Genomic DNA, 18643 nt, shown 5'->3' on the forward strand with positions numbered 1-18643 from the left:
ACGGTTAGGACCTGGTGTTTTTCTCATTGTTGATTATAGAATGTTATCCATGAACTTTTGCTGCTTATAACTTTTTGCGAGATACAAAAGAAAGTTGCGTTCTTTGTTGCCATTTGTTGTGTACAGCTTGTTGCCAAAAGTTCTGCACTCCTGCTTGCCAAAAACTCTGCGCTGTTGCTTACCGACTACACAAGACCTTCTTGAGCTAGCTTCAAATTGAAATAAACGATCCCGTAGCGGGATACAGCTGCCCTTTTTTATGGAATCAATCGCTTTAGTAACATAGAAAAGAGTCGGTTGGTCCTGCTTTAGGAGGACCCTTGATAATTTAATTTAGCGATGGAATCCGGCAACATGAGATTTTTGTAGATCCAGTTTAGACACGAATTTAAGTGGCAATTTTTATCAATTCGTACTCCAATAATCCGCCAACAATTCCGCCTGACTCAAAACCTTATTTACCGATACAGTGTACTCCCCGGTCACTGGATCGTCTGGGGGATATTTATACTTTCGCAGGATACGTTTGATCATCGACCGTATTTTCGCCTGTACACTTTCCTTCAATTGCCAATCAATGGATGTGTTTTTTCTTACGCTCTCAACAAGTTCATGAGCGATGGCTTTCAGGGTGGCATCTCCTAAAATGATTTCCGCAGTCGGATTTTCGGCTAATGCATCGTAGAAGGCTAATTCGTCTTCGCGTAGGTTCATTTTTTCGCCACGATTTGCAGCCTCACGAATGTCTTGTGCCATTTTGATGAGTTCATCGATTATCTGTGCTGCTTCTATCAGTCCGTTTTGATAACGCTTTACTGCCTCCTCGAGCATAATCGAGAACTTTTTGCTTTGGGAGATGTTGCTTCGTTCTTTACTTCTTACTTCATCTTCTAACAGACGTTTTAACAATTCCAAAGCCAGATTTTTTTGAGGCATATTTTTTACTTCTGCCAGAAACTTGTCGTCAAGAATGGAAATATCAGGCTTTTTGATTCCGGCGGCATAGAAGATATCAATCACCTCGTCAGATATAATGGCATCGTTGACTATCTGCCTTAACGCAGTCTCTATTTCCTGGTTGGTTCGCTTGCGCCTGTTTTCATCGAATTTGGCAATACGGGCTTTGATAGCCTGGAAAAAGGCAAGGTCATCACGGATCAGCATAGAATCAGGATGCGTTACTGATAGCGCAAATGCCTGAGACAAACGGGTAATTGTATCTTTGAATCTTTGTTTTCCGTTTCTTACTAGACTTCCTTTTTCATCTACTTCAGCGAGACCTAAAATATAATTGGCAGCGTCGAGAACAAATTGCATCTTTTGTCTCGGTGTTTGATTGAAATATGCCTTGTAATCAAATCCAGCAAACATATCTACTACCAATTCATATAACTCCAACATTTTCGCTGCAGCTTCGTCGATATTATGAGTAAGTTGTCCTTTGCCTTTACTTTCGGTATAGATCGCCAGTGCCTTTTTTAAGTCCTGCGCAATTCCGATATAGTCTACTACCAGGCCGCCCTGTTTATCACCAAACACACGATTGATCCGGGCAATGGCTTGCATTAAGTTGTGCCCGCTCATAGGCTTGTCTATGTATAAGGTATGAAGTACTGGTGCATCGAAGCCGGTTAGCCACATATCCCGAACAATGACAATTTTCAATTCGTCCTCAGGATCTTTCAAACGATCACCGATCTCTGTACGTTTCTTTTTATTACGGATATGTTCAGCCCATTCCGGACCGTCACTGCTGCTGCCAGTCATAATCACTTTAATCACACCTTTATCATCATCCTTGCTATACCACTCCGGACGAAGTTTTACAATTTCATTATGCAAGTCAACAGCTATCCGCCGACTCATGGAAACAAACATCGCTTTTCCTCTACTGGCCTTTATGCGCACTTCGAAATGGGTAACCATGTCTTTAGCTATTTGCCGCAAACGTTGGTCGCTGCCTACCACTGCTTCTTTACTGGCCCATTTGGCAAAGCGTCTTTGTTTATCAGTCAATTCCTCATCTTCTGTTATTTCTTCTACCTGCTGATCCATAACGGCTGCATCGGCCTCGCTTAATTTTACTTTAGCCAAACGGCTTTCGTAGTAAATGCGAACTGTCGCTCCATCTTTAACAGCCTGCTCTATATCATACACATCTATATAATCGCCAAACACAGCTTGTGTACTGGCATCCTGCTTTTCAATGGGAGTACCGGTAAAGCCTATAAAGGAGGCATTTGGCAATGCGTCTCTCATGTGACGGGCAAAGCCATCGATAAAATCATATTGACTGCGGTGCGCTTCATCGGCCACAACAACTACATTACGTCTGTCCGTAAGCTTGGGAAAACTGTCGCCCTTTTCTTCAGGTAAAAATTTTTGAATGGTGGTAAATACAATCCCACCGGATGCGACTGATAAAAGAGTCCTCAACGCTTTGCGATCAGTGGCTTGTTTAGGTTCCTGTCTGAGTAGTTGTGAGCAATTGCAGAAGGTGTCAAATAGCTGATCATCAAGATCGTTTCTATCAGTAAGCACAACAATTGTTGGATTGTTCATCGCTTCTGTCACCACCATTTTTCCGGTATAAAAAACCATACTTAAACTCTTGCCGCTTCCCTGCGTATGCCAGATAACCCCAGCTCGTTTATCTCCTTCTGTTGCTGAGGCGTTAACTGTTGTAGCGATAGCCTTGTTGACTGCATAGTATTGATGATAGGCTGCTATCTTTTTTATCGTTTTGTCTTTGCTCTTTTCGAACACAATAAAGTAGCGAATGATGTCTAGTACAGTCTTTTTATTCAGCATGCCCTTCAGCATAGGCTCCATTTCCGATTCGGTATCTGTATCGATAATGTTTTCGCCATCTGCCGTTTTCCACTCCATAAACCGGCTGTAGTCTGAACTGAGTGTACCGGCTTTTGAAAACCAGCCGTCCGAGGCAATCATAAAACAGTTGTATTGGAAAAGCGATGGAATGGCCTGTTTATACGTTTGCAATTGCTGGTATGCTGAATACATATCTGAGTTTTCATCTGTGGCATTCTTCAATTCAAGAACAACAATTGGAAGACCATTGATGAAAAGCACAACATCTGCCCTTTTATTAATGTTGTTTTCAATTACGGTGAACTGGTTAACGGCGAGAAAACAATTTTTCTCGGGATTGTTATAATCTACAAGCCACACTTTGTCGCTTCGGTTACCATTTTCGGTCCGAAACTTTACATCGATTCCATCCGTAAGCATCAGATGGAATGCTTCATTGTTTATCAGCATGTCAGGAGAAGATGCACGCATGGCTTTTTTAAATGCTTCATCTCTTGCTTCAGTCGGAATACCCGGATTTATTCGATCGATGGAATCTTTTAAACGACTGGTAAAAATTACGTCTGCATAGGTACGTTCAGGGAAGTCACTTTCTGCAATATCAGGCCCGAAAAGAATTTGATAACCAAGGTCATTGCTTAAAATTTCCAAAGCAATCTTTTCGATCTGATCCTCGGTAATGAAGTTTTTCATATAGCAGCGGTGCTTCGTTTTTCTCTTTGCGGCATCGAAACTTCTCCCGTCATCAATTTAGGTAACAAAGTATCACGAAGGTTGGCTAATGTTTCATTCTCATTTGCATTCAGTTCCTTCTTTTGATTCAAACTGTTAACAATTATAAAATATTTGTCCAGGATTTCGTTGGTTGGCAATACAATTTCGATACTTGTTAATTGTTTGGCATTAGCATTTGGTTGAGCAGAACCACTTAATATCGAACTTATAAAATTGAAATATTCACTGCCTCTGAGGAACTTGCCTACATAGCAGGCCAATGCTGGATTCTCAAACTGAACTCGTATTAAGTATGATGCAAATACAGCTGTTGGTGGGTTAACAACGTAGATGTTTTCCCCAGTTGACGCTCCAGTTCGTGCAATAAAGATATCATGTGCATTAATTTTATATTTTTTAAAATCCTTTTCCGTTGCAATGCAATTAGGCACCTTACTCCAGTTGACAATTCCTCCTTGAATATCCGTAATCCTTAAAAATTTAGGTCCAACGTTTTCAAGAGTAGAACTCTGAGTTAATCCATATTGTATATTACTAGAAATATCGCTGATTAAGATTTTTTTCCAGCCCTGAGGTAGGCCGTTTATTACCGTACCATCAAAGTCAGGAAAATTGAAATCAACAAACCATTCTTTAAAAAGTCCTTGGGCAATAGCTTCGAGGGTTTGGTTCATTTGGCGGTTGAGTTCTATTTTGTCATCTATGGACGAGAGAAGAAAAGCGATTTGGCGTTGAATGACAATCGGCGGAAGAGTTATTCTAAAATCCTCAATCATAACTTTAGTTAAGGCATTTCGAGTTCCTCCGACTGAAGATAGTGCTAACATATAATTTTTAAAAGAAGGATTCAGTAGATAATATTTTAAGTAATTATTGTCTAGTATATCTTTTTGCGGTCGAATTATAGCAACATGCTGGTTTACTCTAGCCTTTGAAATTTCTTTCGGAACTTGGCACACGCGTGCCACGCTGTCTCCGGTTATATTTAAAAGGATATCATCCCTCTCAACTATTACGTTATTTAATTTCGAAGCTTGCAATTGGTCTATAAACGCCAATCCATCATAGGAAAAGGAAAAGTCTAATACGTTTTGACTTCTTATCAAAGCAAATTCTCCTGTACCGGAATAGGATTCCTTCCCGCCCCTAGGAGTTGCACCCGAACCTATTTTTAGACATATGTCCCCTAATCTGAATTGTCCCCAATCTTTAGAACTCATAGCCAATACCTTTTAGATTCGCTCTAATTTCTGTTTCCAAAGAATGGCCTCTGCTTAATTGTTCTGCGAGTCTAGTTGTCAATGCAGATATTTTATCGCCGAATAAAACACCATCATCCTCGGCATCCTCAGTTCCAACATATCGCCCTGGCATCAGGACATGGTTATTACTTCTGACTTCTTCAATGGTTGCTGCTTTGCAAAAGCCGGCTACATCTTCATATTTCCCTTTTAGATTTCTCCATTTATGATATGTATCGGTAATCTTTCTGATCTCCCCCTCCTTCAATTCTTTATTCCGCCGGTTAATCATTACACCAAGCTTTCGTGCATCGATAAATAATATCTCATTGCTGCGGTCGCGGAATTTTCCATTTTTTTTATTCCTCGCGAGAAACCAAAGACAGGCCGGAATCATTGTGTTATAAAAAAGCTGTGCTGGCAAAGCGACCATGCAGTCGATCAATCCCGCTTCAATCATCGCCTTTCTAATTTCTCCTTCACTGCCGGTATTGCTGTTCATGCTTCCATTTGCAAGTACAATTCCAGCGGTTCCATTCGGGCTTAGCTTATGTGCAAAATGCTGCAGCCAGGCATAATTTGCATTACCAACCGGTGGGGTTCCGAATTTCCAACGCATATCGTCACGCAATTGCTCTCCACTCCAGTCGGAGATGTTGAAAGGGGGATTGGCTAGAATGAAATCGGCTTTGAGGTCTTTATGCCTGTCGTGTAAAAAACTGTCTCCCAGTTCTATTTTTGCATCAATTCCACGAATAGCGAGATTCATTTTTGCAAGACGCAAAGTGGTGGGATTACTTTCCTGTCCAAAGATAGAAAGATCCCCCAGGCGGCCACCATGCTCCTCTATAAACTTCTCACTTTGCACAAACATACCGCCACTACCACAGCACCCGTCGTATACACGACCTTTATAAGGTTCGAGCATTCCTACCAACAGTTTTACAATAGATGATGGTGTATAGAATTGTCCGCCACTCTTGCCTTCTGCATCGGCGAACTGCCCGAGAAAATATTCGTAAACCTGTCCCAGTAAATCTTTTGATTTGTGACCGGGTTGGTTAAAACCAATAGTACCAATCAGGTCAATGAGTTCACCCAATCGCTGCTTGTTCAAATCTGGATCAGCATAAATTTTCGGTAACACCCCTCTTAATACAGGGTTCACTTTTTCTATTTCATCCATTGCATCGTCGATCAACTTACCAATTTCGGGGAGCTTTGCTTTTGATTGCAGGTAAGTCCAACGTGCTTTTTCGGGAACATAAAAGATGTTATGGCTGGTGTATTCGTCTTTATCATTCAACGTTGCGTAACGAGCCTCTTCTTCCTGTACATACCAGTCACTCTTAGAATCTTCCAGTTCTTGTTTCAGCGCCTCATGCCTTTCACCAAAAGCATCAGATATATATTTGAGAAAGATCAGACCGAGAACTACGTGTTTGTATTCGGCAGCATCCATATTACTACGCATTTTATCTGCGGCTGCCCATAGGGTTTTTTCGAGATTCTTGATGTCGCTCATGATTTGGAAGGTATTTTTATTAGGATGGGGCAAAGTACAAAATTTTGAGGAGGCGGCAGCACATGATTCTAACACATCTGTGTAAACTCACGCTAAGCCATTTTTAGTTGGTTTAGCTAAAGTCAAAATACCTTTTTGAGACGCTAACATCCGCAATTGTTGACAGCAGTTAGGTTGAAGGATGACATTGCCAAAACAATACAGATTTGATAAGTAAGGCCCCTATATGATCTGCTTATCCTCATTGACTTTGGACTGGCAGCCTTAGATAACATTGAACGAATATTTTTACTGGAAATAATTGAAGCTGGCATGGTAGAAAGTCGACAATTACTAGTTCACAATTACCTGTGCCAAAATGGTATGAGTTCATTGGCGAAAGCACCATTGCGGAACCCATCCTCGACCGTATGGTACATACTGCTGCACCGGAATGAATTAAAAGGCGACTCTTTGAGAAAGAAAATAAATACGTTATTTTGTGATATCCAGCTATTTAAATTATTGCCTAACACTTCCCTGACGGACATCCTTCTTCAAAAAGGGGGTCGACATCACCGGAACAGTGGTCAACATCACAGGATTAAACACCAGTAAATATCATTGAAATGGAATTCGAAAGCTTTAAGAATTCAATTAAGAAATTTGTCCAGTTTGCCGATCTAGATTTAGAAAAGCTAACAGCTATTGCGGAAGAAAAAGTAGCGCAAGAAATTGAAGAATCACGAATGAATGGTATTTACATAGCACCTCCTCCGACAACCGACCCACACGGCAAAGGATATGAACCGGTCGAAATAATTGAAACACGTTGCACAATTCCCATATCGATGGTTTGTTTCTCTGTAATAGATTTTATAGGTTCATTATTAACGCGTGATAAAACTGATAATGAAAAGGACAGTTTCCTTTTACACTCTCGATTATTCTTTCAACAAGTTTTGGAAAGAAATGATTTAGACAACCCAGACTCTTTAAAGGAATTCCAAAATTTTTATCGTCATTCAATTATGCATAGCTACCTGCCCAAATCCAATATGGGTATTGGCTTTGCGGTTTCTTACACTTACTACCTACTTAGCGAAGCCTTATTTGAAAGAAGTTACCAAGGATTGACTATCTTAAATATAAGATATTTAGCAAAGTGCACTCGGCAAGGCCTTTCCATAATAAAATCAAGTATTGAAAACCGTAATGAGTTGGCCCAAAAACTCTTTGAACAATATGCAAAGATGATAGAGGACACTTAGAATTAGTAGACAGTCATCGCAAAGTAACCCTCCAAACATACTATCCACTTTTCGTTGAAACGCTAGAAACACTTAACCCTACCCTTCAATAGCCCACATTTTAATATTTCGACTTCTTCACATTAGGGCTGATCTTCCCTGAAGCGATTTCGCAACGCCTAGATGCATGTTGATTTTGCATAACTTGAGCAATGAGCCCAGATTTTTGACCACATAGACACTTATGCTCCAGAAAAAGGAATATACGGGCAGCTGGAAACTTTCCGGCACGGAATTATGGTATGCCGGGATTCTTCGGCATGACCCATACTCCGAAACAATTCTTGCGCTAATCGGCGACGAGAGCGTCAAGTTTGACCATGCTGTCCAACACTTGATAGTGGGCAAAACCATGACGGGCTTTTTAACTCTCTATGGCTGCTGGCTCAACAATTCCAGAACGAATTTCGATGTCAAGACAATTGATTTTTCTGTGGAGATCTTTTTTGTCGGCGCACAATACCAGGCTGAGGCAGACATTGTATTTAATAAAATTTACTTTGGTGTTCACAACTTAGCCTCCTGGGTAAAATTATACAGCCCTAACTTCCCTACTATTAAAGGGAATGATCTGGACCTGCAGCAGCAACTACCCAACAATGTCGACTTTGAAGTGCCGGATAATTTTGTCGGAAAAATTGAGTACGGATACTCATCCGAGACCTCAAACTACCCAGTGAGAACTGTGATTGAAAACCACGTGACCATGGTGCTTGAGTCGAAAGACAAAAAGAGTTTTGGGGATTGGTTGAAGCTGGCCGACATCTTTGCAGATTTCATTACATTCTGTACATTCAGCCAGAGCGATATACTGGAGATCACTTTCATAGACCATGATCTTGTTGCCAAATCGTCCTGCTACGGTGATATAAAATGGCCCGAGCCTGTGAGGTGCTATTATACCAGGACAGCCCGAAAGACCGGACTTAAAAACATCAATCCTCACGAATGTGCTGTTCTTTATCAAGATATTCAAACACACTTCCGACAAATAATAAGAGACTGGTACCAGGAATACTATACCTTGGTCGTTCCGCTTTACCTTGGCCTCCGATACTTTGAAGAAATGCATATCATTTCCATTGAGAAATTTATGGACGTCGCTAAGGCGCTTGAAGTGCTACACCGGAAAACGGAGATGGTTCCAAAATCAGAAAAGGATCGAGTGAAAATTCTGAAGAAAAAAGTTTATGACAATCCGGCGCTGACAGAATTCGAATTGCAGTGGTTGAAAGAAAAACTTAGTAGTGCTCATGAGCCAACGCTACGGGACCGGTTGATACATTTGATAACAAATTTTGATTGTGTATTTCTGAAGACATTGATCCCTGACGTTATCGCTTTCTCTAAAAGAATAGCGGACCTGCGAAATCTTCACACACATTATGATGACCATGACGGCCGCTATCAGGATGCAGATGGACCTGAACTGAGGGAACTTACAGATAAGATGATCATCGTTCTTTTAACGGTTTTACTACGCCGGCTTGATATTGACTCTTCAGTATATGCCAGAAACTTAAAGAAGAAATTCTGGCGCCTTTTTCCCCGGACTTGAGGCAGTTGTTTCTCGATGGAATAATTCCCAATTTTCTTATTTGCAAAAGCTTTCCCGGACTTTGTAAAGCGTTGAGTAATGTAGGAAATTAGTGTGCTAGTTGCAGTAGGACTAAGGCAGGTGTCTCCTACGACTGAATATCCACGTTCGTTTACAACCCCGTAGGCTAGATAGTCGGCTCCAATGAACAGTTACCACGATGCTCTCAATAAATCCACTATATCAGTTATTTGATCGGCATGGCCAGCGATGGTATCCTCCATGTTCGGAAATGTAAGATGGGCAAATTGGATACGTTTCCGAATCAGCGATCGGAATTCCAAATTTGCTGACATATACGAAAGTCGATGAAGATCAAAAACTTTTCTTTTGAAATCTTGACAGGGTATATTATAAAGTACCGCCCTCGATCGGATATCGATTTCCAATATGATATCCCTGAATACTGACAGAAGATATGTGACGCGAAGATCCAGAGCATGAACATTCGCTGCTCCTTCAAAAGTTTCATTTTTTAAATGATGAATAGAATACCCGGGGGTAAAAAGGAGCTCGACATTTTCCTTGTCGAATTCCTTAAATGGAATGTCAATGGTGGATGTCGGTGACAGTAACTGAAATTTCATACATAAGGTTTATCAGCCAAAATACATTTTTTAATATCAACCGGAATAGATATTTGCATCAGTTGGACTATGAATTTATTGAAATTTTGCCACAGACATCCGCGCAAAAATTTTCGGCTGATGAGTTTTTGGAGGATACTTCCAGAAACCTCGCAAATTCTTCGATACAACGAGAAGGACCCAAGAACAAATTAAGAAGAGAGCCTCTTAATGGGTCTCGACAGCCAGGATTAGTTGTCGAACATTTTCCCGAAAGCTAATAAGCGGCTCAGGATTCTGACGATCGTCAAGCAAATTATACGAGAGAACACGATAAATACCACATGATTCACGAGAGATTTTACGACAAACGCGTCGTGGTTCAAAGATGGACTTTTAGACAGATTTACATAGAACCACTAGGCAAACTTTCGAGCCTCTCCAGGGCAAATTGAAAAGTCACCAGGCGAACTTATTCCCGAGTGAATTTTCGGTCGTTGAAAACAAAAAAATCATTGAGCATCGCGCCGTATTCGTTAGATCGCTCCGTGGGTCTTTCGTGAAGCTCCAGCCATCTTTCATAACCACGTACTATGTCTATAATATACTCGCCGTTCCTTTGAATAGTGAATATTAATCCTTCGCCCTGGTAACGTTGATAAAGATAGATCATGTTAATTCCAGACATGTCAATGTCCCCGTGCTCCATATGTGAAATTTAAGGAAGTGACCGAAAAAAGAATTATTCAAATTGGAAAAATCGCCGCCGATTTTAGCTTATAAAGGTAAAAAACAGTAAAAAAAACCTGTAGTTACTTATTTTTTGATTTACGGCGGATATAATTTGCAGATCGAACATCCCCTAGGTCTATGACACTGAATTTTGTATTTGTACTATCAGTTAATATTACATATTTCGAATTGATGCTTAAAACCTTTTTCTGAGTAGAAATGTCTGCGATATGTCCATCACTCTTGAAAGTCAATGACGTTACTTCAAGAAAGTTTGACCCGGTCTTTATCGAATATGCTTCCTCTTTTGCTGTGTAAAAAACAAAAACCGGAACAACGACAAACATTATTAAAAACCAAACCTTCGAGGATCTGTCTGTTAAGTAAGCATCGTACGTGTTTGACAAAAATAAATTCATCGTCACAAGTAAGATGATTATTAGGCCGAGGATCAAATACAAAAATGCCTGCCCAGTTACAATCAGCACAAGACTTAGTATAAAAAAAATGATCGCTGCCGTCCCGTTTATTACGATAAAATTATACTGCGCAGCTTCTATTCCAGACTTAAGGCTTTCTTCATGCTTAAGACTGGCTTCACTCCGTGGAACGAAATGTTCCCAAATTTTCACAACAAGGGGCATTATCAAGTGCGAAATAATCACAGTCACCAGACCTGATAATACAATCGCATTCGGGTAAACGAATACTTTAGGAACCTCCCAGATATCCACCAACCCTGTGATATCAAAATCAAATGAAGACCAGTATGCAATTATATAGAGACAACCACAAAAGGATAGGTAAACTATCAAAGCAGTCGCAAAGCCAATTTTAGAGATTGTGTTGATCATCGGAGAATTAAATTAATATCATTCAGCCAACCAGACAGCCAACCAAGAAAAGAAAAATCCTCATAACCCACTATTAATCAGTGTATTATGAGGATATTAAAGTACCCGGGACGGGAGTTGAACCCGTACTTCCGTTGCGGGAAACTGGATTTTAAGTCCAGCGCGTCTACCAGTTCCGCCACCCAGGTAACTGTCCCCACCGAAAACGATCGGGACAAAATTCTTAATTGTTATTATCTGTCAAGCCCGATGCAATCGAAGCGCCATCATTCCCGAACGCACAAAAAAAATCCAAACACTAGGTTTGGATCATGGAGCGGAAGACCGGGCTCGAACCGGCCACCCCGACCTTGGCAAGGTCGTGCTCTACCAAATGAGCTACTTCCGCGTTGATTATTAAAGAACTTTTTATTCACGATCAATCTCAAATCCGGTTATCGCCGGGCCTGGTACCAATTCGTTTTTTTTATTGGACGGCAAAGATAGGGATCCTAAAACTCCTACAAAATTTTAAAGTAAATTTATTTATACTGGGGAGTATAATAAGTGTTTGTAGGAACATTCACCTTTGGCTTGCCTTTATAGCGGTGCGCATATAAACTATAGCAACCACCAAGCGTAAAGGCTATCATACAAAACACCTGCAGGTAAAACAGAAATACTGAAGAATTTACCCAGTTAAATTTTACGTCCTTTTCCCTGTAATCTTTTTCTTGTGCTTGATCCATAACGAGTTAATTGCAATGCAAAAATAATGTTTCAATTGAAAATATCAGATTTCTTTTCAACTATTTCCATAAACTTTTTCTTACCCTCAACAAAATGTGCCCACACGATACTCCTGCGCAGGTATCCATGCAATTTACCTTTGCGTGTTTCCGGAAACAAACTGTGTTTGCGCATAATAACCAGCCAGTAGAAAAATGCAAGATGAGCCTCGACTACCGCGAGAAAATAATTTACCTGGCCGGCAAACAGCGATTTCCAGGCAGAAATCGCATCCAGCCAGAACCGGCAGCCTATTTTTATAATAGCCTCCCCAACAGGGAGATTCTTAGCAAGCATTATCAGGTTGTTCCTGAAATTCAGAAATACCTTCCTTGAATTTCCTTTTGGCAATGTGCCACCTCCGACATGATAAACTACCGCCTGGGGACAGGCATAAACCTCAAAACCGGCTCTTTGTGCCCGCCAGCATAGATCTATTTCTTCCTGGTGCGCAAAAAAATATTCTTCAAACCCACCTAAACGGTGATAAAGTGAAGCCCTGATAAACATCGCTGCCCCACTTGCCCAGAATATTGGCTGTATTTCATCATACTGACCCATATCTTTTTCACAATAATCAAAGATTCTCCCCCTCGCAAATGGATAACCCAGCCGGTCTATCCACCCCCCGGCTGCGCCTGCATATTCAAACAGATCTTTATTTGTGTGTTGTAACAATTTCGGCTGACAGATACCGATCTTTTTATTGCTCTCAAGCAATTCAACCATTGGTTCTATCCAACCGGGAGAAACCTCGACATCAGTATTCAACAGTATATAATAATCTGCCTTTACTTCTTTCAAAGCTTCATTATAACCTTTTGTAAATCCGAAATTAGATGGAAGCTTAATAATCCGGATTGCCGGATATTTTGTGCGCACAAAATCGACGGAGTCATCGGTAGAATTGTTATCGGCCAATACAATCTCCTTATGCCCGTATGTAGAAGCCACTACCGATGGCAGAAAATCTTCCAGGAAGGAACGGCCGTTCCAGTTAAGTATAACTATTGAAACTAATGCTGACAAATAGGTTGTTCTAAGCTGACGAAAGTTTGTTCTAAATGTTGCCAAAAATACAGGTTGAAAGTTAATAACCAAACCTCCTATCTGTTAACTCAATGAATTATGACACTATCATTCGTAAATTGAGCGCATGATTCAGCTTTTTAACTGGCGTACCGGACTGGCGATAGTTGCCATAGCTATCGTAAGCGGAACAATATTTTACTCACAATTTCTTGCAAGAAAAATTGCAAAAGAGGAAAGACTCAGGGTTGAACAATGGGTGGAAGCGGGTAAACTACTTATGATTGATCAAACTGGTATAAGTGATAAACTTGCCGGGATCATCATCGCTGAAAACAAAACAATTCCAATTATCGTTACGGATGAAAAAGGTGCAATACTGGACCATGTAAATCTTGATTCAGCTTCAGTAAAAAATGATCCTGGTTATGTAGCTAAAAAAATGAAGGAATTTAAGTCTGAAAACGGTTCAGTAGAATGGAGCAATCCTTCAGACTCCTCCGAAAGAAACATCTACTACTATGGCCATACCAGCTTGTTGAACCAGGTGAAATATTATCCGCTGGTGCAGTTGTTAATCATCAGCTTATTTATCATTATCACTATAACCGCGCTTTCGAGCCGGTACCAATCAGTTCAAAACCAGGTATGGGCGGGTATGGCGAAAGAAACGGCACACCAGCTTGGCACACCGTTAAGCTCACTCCATGGTTGGGTCGAAATGTTGAAAGACAATCCGGATAATGAAATGATGGTCCAGGAGATGTCAAAAGATGTGGAAAGGCTAAGGCTGGTGTCGGATCGCTTTGGAAAGATCGGAAGCACGCCTCAACTCGAATCGCATGATATACTTTCGCAGGTGAACAGCATGGTCGAATACATCCGGAAACGTGCACCGGGTAAAGTTAAATTTTCGGTTGACAATCATGGTTCGAATGTGCTGATTGCGAGAATATCACCCCCGCTTTTTGACTGGGTAATTGAGAACCTGCTTAAAAATGCGCTTGACGCGATGGAAGGCAAGGGCGAAATAAAAGTAGACCTGCAAGAGGACAAAACCTATGTTGTGATTGATGTTACGGATACTGGAAAGGGTATTCCCAAGCAATTTGTGAAAGAAGTATTCAAACCTGGTTTTACAACAAAGAAACGCGGTTGGGGCCTCGGTCTCAGTTTGTCAAAAAGAATAGTGGAACAATATCATAGCGGGCAGATTTTTGTAAAAACTTCAGAACAGGGCAAAGGCACTACATTCAGGATAATTCTTAAAAAATAGATAAATGGCATTTTTTGAGTAGAATCAAAACATTGGTGGATGAATAAAACCATTACATCAGTGGATGTATAGAAATAGGTTGTTTATTGACCTTATTGACTATAATCAGCATTTTCCGGGAAGCTTGGATACCAGGGAAACAGTGCTTATCTTATCCCAAATCCCCCTGATGAAAACTATTTACATAGCTTCCTTTTGCCTCGCAGGAATGCTTTTTTCAAGATGTGCCACCATCGCGCACGGACCTTTACAAAAATTTGTAGTTACTGCTGAACCAAGAATCGCGTCGGTATATGTTGATGGCAAACATTATGGTCAGACACCGATTGTAATTCATATGAGTCGTAGAAAAAGTCATTACCTGGAACTTAAACTGGACGGTTATCAGCCCTATCAATTAAATCTTAAACGCAAACTGGATGGCTGGGCTTATGGAAATCTTTTTATTGGAGGAATACCCGGAATTGCAATAGATTTTCTTACAGGAAGCATATTCAGACTCACTCCTAAAGATATATATCCCACATTACAGGCAAGTAAACTTGTCACAGCCAATGAAAGTATTGCGGTTCTTGTTACCATGAAGCCTGGAACGAGCTGGGAAAAAATCGGCAAGTTAACGGCGGAAGTACGATAAAAAAATTACTGATCCTCACAGATACTTTCTAAATCTCAACAGCGCAGTCCAGCAGTGCAGCTCAAAAGTGCAGTCCAGCAGTGCAGCTCAAACGTGCAGCCCAGCAAAAAAGTGTTTGCATATTAGGCAGGAAAATCAGCAGAAAATATTAAATTGAAATAATTAACTCTGCCTTGAGTTATAGTTCTTCCAGATATTGATGGTCTTAGTTAAATAAAATCAATCCAAATGAGTAAACAGCATGGCCCCACATTTGGCAATGGTAAAATCTGTTACATCGAGATTCCCGCAGTGGATGTTGAGAAGTCAGCAGCATTTTACCATGATATCTTTGGCTGGGAAATCCGAAGACGCGAAGATGGAACCGTTTCGTTTGATGATTCGGTTTTCGAGGTAAGTGGCAGCTGGGTCACCGGGCGGGATCCGCAAACTCATCACGGTATTTGCATTAGTCTGATGGTAAGTGACATGGAAGCCACATTAAAGCTAATCAATGAAAAAGGCGGAAATATTATAAAACCAGCCGGCGGGGATCTGCCTGAAATTACGGCGCTGTTCAGCGATCCGGCCGGCAATATTTTCAGCCTCTACCAGCATCGTTTTTAAGCAGAAACTCCACCAGGATTAATCGGAAACCCCACCAGGATTAAGCAGAAACTCCACCAAAATAAAAACGAGACATCCCGTCTATAGGGAGTCTCGTTTTGTGCGGAAGAGGAGATTCGAACTCCCACGCCAGTTACGGCGCTACCACCTCAAAGTAGTGCGTCTACCAATTTCGCCACCTCCGCAGCCTAAAAATTGAAGTGGGTGCAAAAGTAATAGTTTTCAGGTTAAGGCGAAAATCAAGTTGAAGTTTTTTTCGACCCTCTTGTATGAAAGTTGTGAGATCGACCGCTCACTGAATAAATCGTATTTTGTGAAAAAGAGTTTTGATGACTACAGAGATAAAATGCCCTAAATGTGGAAACAGCTTTCCGATGGAGGATTCCATCCGGAAAGAGGTACAACATGAGTTCCAGGGCAAATGGATTGAAGCACAAAAAAAGAAAGATGAAGAATACCGGAAGAAGGAAAATGAAATTCGGCTCCAGTTAGAATTAACACAAAAGGAACTGGCTGACCAGGAAATCATAACCCGGCAGAAAATTGAACAGGCCACCCAGCTCAAAGAAGAGGAGCTCCGCAAAAAGATACTCCAGGAAAACGATAACCAGATCCGTATCCTGCAGGAAAAAATTACTGAATCTGAAAACCAGGTCAGGACGCTGAAAGTAAAAGAGCTGGATGTATTGCGCCTGGAAAGCCGGATGGAAGAGCTTCAACGCCATCATGAAAACGATAAGGAAAAATACCTGCTGGAAAACAAGAAAAAAATCCAGGAAGAAATCCTGGTCCAGGAGCGCGAGCGTTTCGAACTGATAAAAAAAGAATGGGAAGTGCAGATGGATCAGCAGAAAAAGCTGATCGAAGAGATGAAACGCAAAGCTGACCAGGGATCAACACAGTTGCAGGGTGAAGTATTGGAATTGCTTCTGGAGGACCTTCTCGCGAATGCTTTTCCTTTCGACAAGGTTACTGAGGTAGCCAAAGGAAAACGCGGAGGAGACTGCCTGCTGATTGTAAGGAACCGATTCGGAGCGGAATGCGGTAAAATACTCTTCGAAAGTAAAAGAGCTGCTACCTGGGGAAAAGAATGGGTGGATAAACTGAAGCAGGACATGGTGCGGGCCGGAGCGGATATCGGTGTTCTCGTGTCACAGGTGATGCCGGAAAAACTCGAAGATCGTTATGAGTTCCGTGACGGTGTGTGGATCTGCGGATTTAGTGATACCAAATTGTTGACGGCATCTTTGCGTGAAGGTCTGTTGCGGATCCATTCAATAGCCAAAGCGCAGGATGGCAAGGAAGATAAGATCCAGTTACTTTATGACTATATGACCAGCCAGGAATTTTCATCCAAATGGAAAAACATCCGGGAAGTGTTCCGCAACATGCAGCAATCCATGCAAAAGGAAAAAGAAGTGATGGAGAAACTCTGGAAAAACCGCGAAAAGCAACTCGACCGGGCCATGCTGAACTCAGACCATATCATCGGCTCAATAGAAGGAATCGCTGGTAAGGACTCCATAGACATGGAGCTGTTGAATGACGTAAGCGATAACCTTTTGACTGAGTGATGAGTGATGAGTTATGAGTTATGAGTGATGAGTGATGAGTGAGTTGTCAAGATATGAGTGAAATACAAAGTGATGAACTCATAATTTATTCATTCAACACTCACTCATAACTCATAACTCCTTTAAGTTACAACCCATGCTATAACTATTTCCCCAAACACTTTTGCCATGATTTTTACATGAACGTTTTCTTCCTTGTAAAATGTAAAAGGCAACTGGATCCATTCATTTGGCAGAAAAATAAGCGGGCCACTAAGTTGCATATGTTCTTTGAAGTCGACCTGGCCGAATCCATACCATTTAAACAATGCTTCCTTTGCACTCCATAGTATCGTTGTGAGTTCGAGATGCATTTGTGTTAGTGGTTCCCATTCTTCCAGGAATACTTTTTCTTTATCATTTACAAATTTGTGAACGATGTTGTACAGGCGGGTTGATATAATTTCTATATCTATCCCTACCCTGTTTGAATTACTCACGATAACACCCGCATAAGTTCCGCAATGCGAAATAGAGAAATGGTATTTTTCGTCTGCCAGGTAGGGTTTTTTCGTATCAGCAATTAAAATCTCTGATAAAGGAAAATCTTTGAACAAATGAGGCAACAGGAACCGCCCTGCCAGGTGTTGTAGTCTCTTGGCCGGATGCGAAACATCACGTTTCAATGGGACACCTTGCAGGTAGAATGACTCAGGTTCTTCAATCCGCCAGATTCCAACTTTTGTTCCCGCGTTGATATTATGTTGATAAAATAAGCTCATTTTAAATAAGTAAGACGCATCTTGCAGAAAAACAATTTTAACCTATTTAAGCACCACCACCAACTTTTAGACAATGATTTTAAGCGATTCGAGGATTCTTGAAGAAATAGAGAAAGGAACAATTAAAATAGTACCGTACGATCGCTCCTGCCTGGGTAGTAATTCTTATGATATTCATCTCGGCAAATGGCTTGCAAAATACAATGACGAAGTGCTGGATGCAAAAAAACATAATAAGATCACACATTTTGAAATCCCGGAGGAAGGTTTTATTCTCCAGCCACATGTATTTTATCTTGGCGTAACCGAAGAGTATACGGAGACCCATGCTCATGTTCCCTTCCTCGAAGGTAAGTCTTCAACGGGACGGCTTGGTATAGATATTCATGCAACCGCCGGAAAGGGTGATGTTGGTTTTTGTGGCAACTGGACACTTGAGATCTCGGTTAAGCAACCAGTTCGCATTTATGCGGGTATGCCTGTAGGTCAGTTGATATATTTCCCTGTGGATGGTGAGATCATTGTCAGCTACAATAATAAGAAAGATGCAAAGTACAGTGGTCAGCCGAACAAACCGGTTGAAAGCATGATGTGGAAGAATAAGTTTTAAGAAGGATAAGT

General features: G+C 41.1%; 16 protein-coding genes, 3 tRNA genes and 1 pseudogene. 8 read left to right on the forward strand and 12 right to left on the reverse strand.

The genetic code is table 11. The annotated features are described in order from the left end of the window. Positions 1-405 precede the first annotated feature (405 nt). From VK664_RS20725 to VK664_RS20735, 3 genes are read right to left on the reverse strand one after another with little or no spacing between them, the layout of a single operon-like run. Positions 406-3525: a type I restriction endonuclease subunit R gene (locus VK664_RS20725; RefSeq protein WP_461400612.1), complete on the reverse strand. Its 3120-nt coding sequence runs from the start codon at positions 3523-3525 to the stop codon at positions 406-408. After that, the gene (locus VK664_RS20730) at positions 3522-4787 is read right to left on the reverse strand and encodes a restriction endonuclease subunit S (protein ID WP_461400613.1); all 1266 of its coding nucleotides are present in this window, start codon (positions 4785-4787) and stop codon (positions 3522-3524) included. Before VK664_RS20730 ends, VK664_RS20725 begins: the two co-directional genes overlap by 4 nt. Then, positions 4777-6333 carry a class I SAM-dependent DNA methyltransferase gene (locus VK664_RS20735; protein ID WP_461400614.1) on the reverse strand — a complete coding sequence of 519 codons (1557 nt, stop codon included), beginning with the start codon at positions 6331-6333 and terminating at the stop codon, positions 4777-4779. The genes VK664_RS20730 and VK664_RS20735 overlap by 11 nt, the downstream gene beginning before the upstream one ends. 326 nt (positions 6334-6659) lie before the next feature. On the opposite strand from VK664_RS20735, the pseudogene VK664_RS20740 reads away from it, so the two are divergent. From VK664_RS20740 to VK664_RS20750, 3 genes and pseudogenes are all read left to right on the forward strand, one after another. Then, positions 6660-6770: pseudogene (locus VK664_RS20740) on the forward strand (ATP-binding protein); the annotation flags it as partial. A 171-nt stretch (positions 6771-6941) separates the two neighbouring features. Next, positions 6942-7583 (forward strand): hypothetical protein, encoded by a 642-nt coding sequence (locus tag VK664_RS20745; protein ID WP_461400615.1) that lies wholly within the window; start codon positions 6942-6944, stop codon positions 7581-7583. 223 nt (positions 7584-7806) lie between these two features. Next, positions 7807-9180, forward strand: a complete 1374-nt coding sequence (locus VK664_RS20750; protein WP_461400616.1) for an ApeA N-terminal domain 1-containing protein — start codon at positions 7807-7809, stop codon at positions 9178-9180. A gap of 191 nt (positions 9181-9371) precedes the next feature. Here VK664_RS20750 and VK664_RS20755 read toward each other — a convergent pair whose 3' ends face one another. The 7 genes from VK664_RS20755 to VK664_RS20785 form a co-directional block, all read right to left on the reverse strand. Next, positions 9372-9806 carry a hypothetical protein gene (locus VK664_RS20755; protein ID WP_461400617.1) on the reverse strand — a complete coding sequence of 145 codons (435 nt, stop codon included), beginning with the start codon at positions 9804-9806 and terminating at the stop codon, positions 9372-9374. Between the two features lie 451 nt (positions 9807-10257). Further along, positions 10258-10494 (reverse strand): hypothetical protein, encoded by a 237-nt coding sequence (locus VK664_RS20760; protein ID WP_461400618.1) that lies wholly within the window; start codon positions 10492-10494, stop codon positions 10258-10260. A gap of 103 nt (positions 10495-10597) precedes the next feature. Next, entirely contained in the window at positions 10598-11371 is a 774-nt protein-coding gene (locus VK664_RS20765; RefSeq protein WP_461400619.1) for a hypothetical protein, read from the reverse strand. A gap of 102 nt (positions 11372-11473) precedes the next feature. Continuing rightward, positions 11474-11559 (reverse strand) — tRNA-Leu (locus VK664_RS20770). Between the two features lie 124 nt (positions 11560-11683). Then, positions 11684-11759, reverse strand: a tRNA-Gly gene (locus VK664_RS20775). Positions 11760-11892: 133 nt separating this feature from the next. Then, on the reverse strand, positions 11893-12099 hold the full coding sequence (locus VK664_RS20780) for a hypothetical protein (RefSeq protein WP_461400620.1): 207 nt from the start codon (positions 12097-12099) through the stop codon (positions 11893-11895). Between the two features lie 31 nt (positions 12100-12130). After that, entirely contained in the window at positions 12131-13213 is a 1083-nt protein-coding gene (locus VK664_RS20785) for a glycosyltransferase family 2 protein (protein ID WP_461400621.1), read from the reverse strand. Positions 13214-13295: 82 nt separating this feature from the next. On the opposite strand from VK664_RS20785, the gene VK664_RS20790 reads away from it, so the two are divergent. The 3 genes from VK664_RS20790 (at position 13296) to VK664_RS20800 (ending at position 15687) form a co-directional block, all read left to right on the forward strand. Next, positions 13296-14444: a sensor histidine kinase gene (locus VK664_RS20790; RefSeq protein WP_461400622.1), complete on the forward strand. Its 1149-nt coding sequence runs from the start codon at positions 13296-13298 to the stop codon at positions 14442-14444. Positions 14445-14613: 169 nt separating this feature from the next. After that, positions 14614-15081 (forward strand): PEGA domain-containing protein, encoded by a 468-nt coding sequence (locus VK664_RS20795; RefSeq protein WP_461400623.1) that lies wholly within the window; start codon positions 14614-14616, stop codon positions 15079-15081. A 228-nt stretch (positions 15082-15309) separates the two neighbouring features. Beyond that, positions 15310-15687: a VOC family protein gene (locus tag VK664_RS20800; RefSeq protein WP_461400624.1), complete on the forward strand. Its 378-nt coding sequence runs from the start codon at positions 15310-15312 to the stop codon at positions 15685-15687. A gap of 101 nt (positions 15688-15788) precedes the next feature. Here the strand turns inward: VK664_RS20800 and VK664_RS20805 are convergent. Further along, positions 15789-15872, reverse strand: a tRNA-Leu gene (locus VK664_RS20805). Between the two features lie 144 nt (positions 15873-16016). On the opposite strand from VK664_RS20805, the gene VK664_RS20810 reads away from it, so the two are divergent. Then, positions 16017-17261: a DUF2130 domain-containing protein gene (locus tag VK664_RS20810; protein WP_461400625.1), complete on the forward strand. Its 1245-nt coding sequence runs from the start codon at positions 16017-16019 to the stop codon at positions 17259-17261. Between the two features lie 122 nt (positions 17262-17383). On the opposite strand, the gene VK664_RS20815 is transcribed toward VK664_RS20810, so the two are convergent. After that, a complete protein-coding gene (locus VK664_RS20815; protein WP_461400626.1) occupies positions 17384-18022 on the reverse strand; it encodes a 4'-phosphopantetheinyl transferase family protein in 639 nt (212 codons plus the stop codon). Between the two features lie 73 nt (positions 18023-18095). Between VK664_RS20815 and dcd the strand changes: the two genes are divergently transcribed. After that, positions 18096-18632, forward strand: coding sequence for a dCTP deaminase (dcd, locus tag VK664_RS20820; protein WP_461400627.1), 537 nt, complete (start codon positions 18096-18098; stop codon positions 18630-18632). Positions 18633-18643 lie beyond the last annotated feature (11 nt).

Origin of the sequence: Flavitalea sp., assembly GCF_035489435.1 — a bacterium.
GTDB lineage: Bacteria > Bacteroidota > Bacteroidia > Chitinophagales > Chitinophagaceae > DATHKG01.

What these genes read in the sequence shown, in the direction of transcription:
- VK664_RS20725 (WP_461400612.1), bottom strand. Translation starts at nt 3,525, where the DNA reads ATGAAAAACTTCATTACCGAGGATCAGATCGAAAAGATTGCTTTGGAA.
- VK664_RS20730 (WP_461400613.1), bottom strand. Translation starts at nt 4,787, where the DNA reads ATGAGTTCTAAAGATTGGGGACAATTCAGATTAGGGGACATATGTCTA.
- VK664_RS20735 (WP_461400614.1), bottom strand. Translation starts at nt 6,333, where the DNA reads ATGAGCGACATCAAGAATCTCGAAAAAACCCTATGGGCAGCCGCAGAT.
- VK664_RS20745 (WP_461400615.1), top strand. Translation starts at nt 6,942, where the DNA reads ATGGAATTCGAAAGCTTTAAGAATTCAATTAAGAAATTTGTCCAGTTT.
- VK664_RS20750 (WP_461400616.1), top strand. Translation starts at nt 7,807, where the DNA reads ATGCTCCAGAAAAAGGAATATACGGGCAGCTGGAAACTTTCCGGCACG.
- VK664_RS20755 (WP_461400617.1), bottom strand. Translation starts at nt 9,806, where the DNA reads ATGAAATTTCAGTTACTGTCACCGACATCCACCATTGACATTCCATTT.
- VK664_RS20760 (WP_461400618.1), bottom strand. Translation starts at nt 10,494, where the DNA reads ATGGAGCACGGGGACATTGACATGTCTGGAATTAACATGATCTATCTT.
- VK664_RS20765 (WP_461400619.1), bottom strand. Translation starts at nt 11,371, where the DNA reads ATGATCAACACAATCTCTAAAATTGGCTTTGCGACTGCTTTGATAGTT.
- VK664_RS20780 (WP_461400620.1), bottom strand. Translation starts at nt 12,099, where the DNA reads ATGGATCAAGCACAAGAAAAAGATTACAGGGAAAAGGACGTAAAATTT.
- VK664_RS20790 (WP_461400622.1), top strand. Translation starts at nt 13,296, where the DNA reads ATGATTCAGCTTTTTAACTGGCGTACCGGACTGGCGATAGTTGCCATA.
- VK664_RS20795 (WP_461400623.1), top strand. Translation starts at nt 14,614, where the DNA reads ATGAAAACTATTTACATAGCTTCCTTTTGCCTCGCAGGAATGCTTTTT.
- VK664_RS20800 (WP_461400624.1), top strand. Translation starts at nt 15,310, where the DNA reads ATGAGTAAACAGCATGGCCCCACATTTGGCAATGGTAAAATCTGTTAC.
- VK664_RS20810 (WP_461400625.1), top strand. Translation starts at nt 16,017, where the DNA reads ATGACTACAGAGATAAAATGCCCTAAATGTGGAAACAGCTTTCCGATG.
- VK664_RS20815 (WP_461400626.1), bottom strand. Translation starts at nt 18,022, where the DNA reads ATGAGCTTATTTTATCAACATAATATCAACGCGGGAACAAAAGTTGGA.
- dcd (WP_461400627.1), top strand. Translation starts at nt 18,096, where the DNA reads ATGATTTTAAGCGATTCGAGGATTCTTGAAGAAATAGAGAAAGGAACA.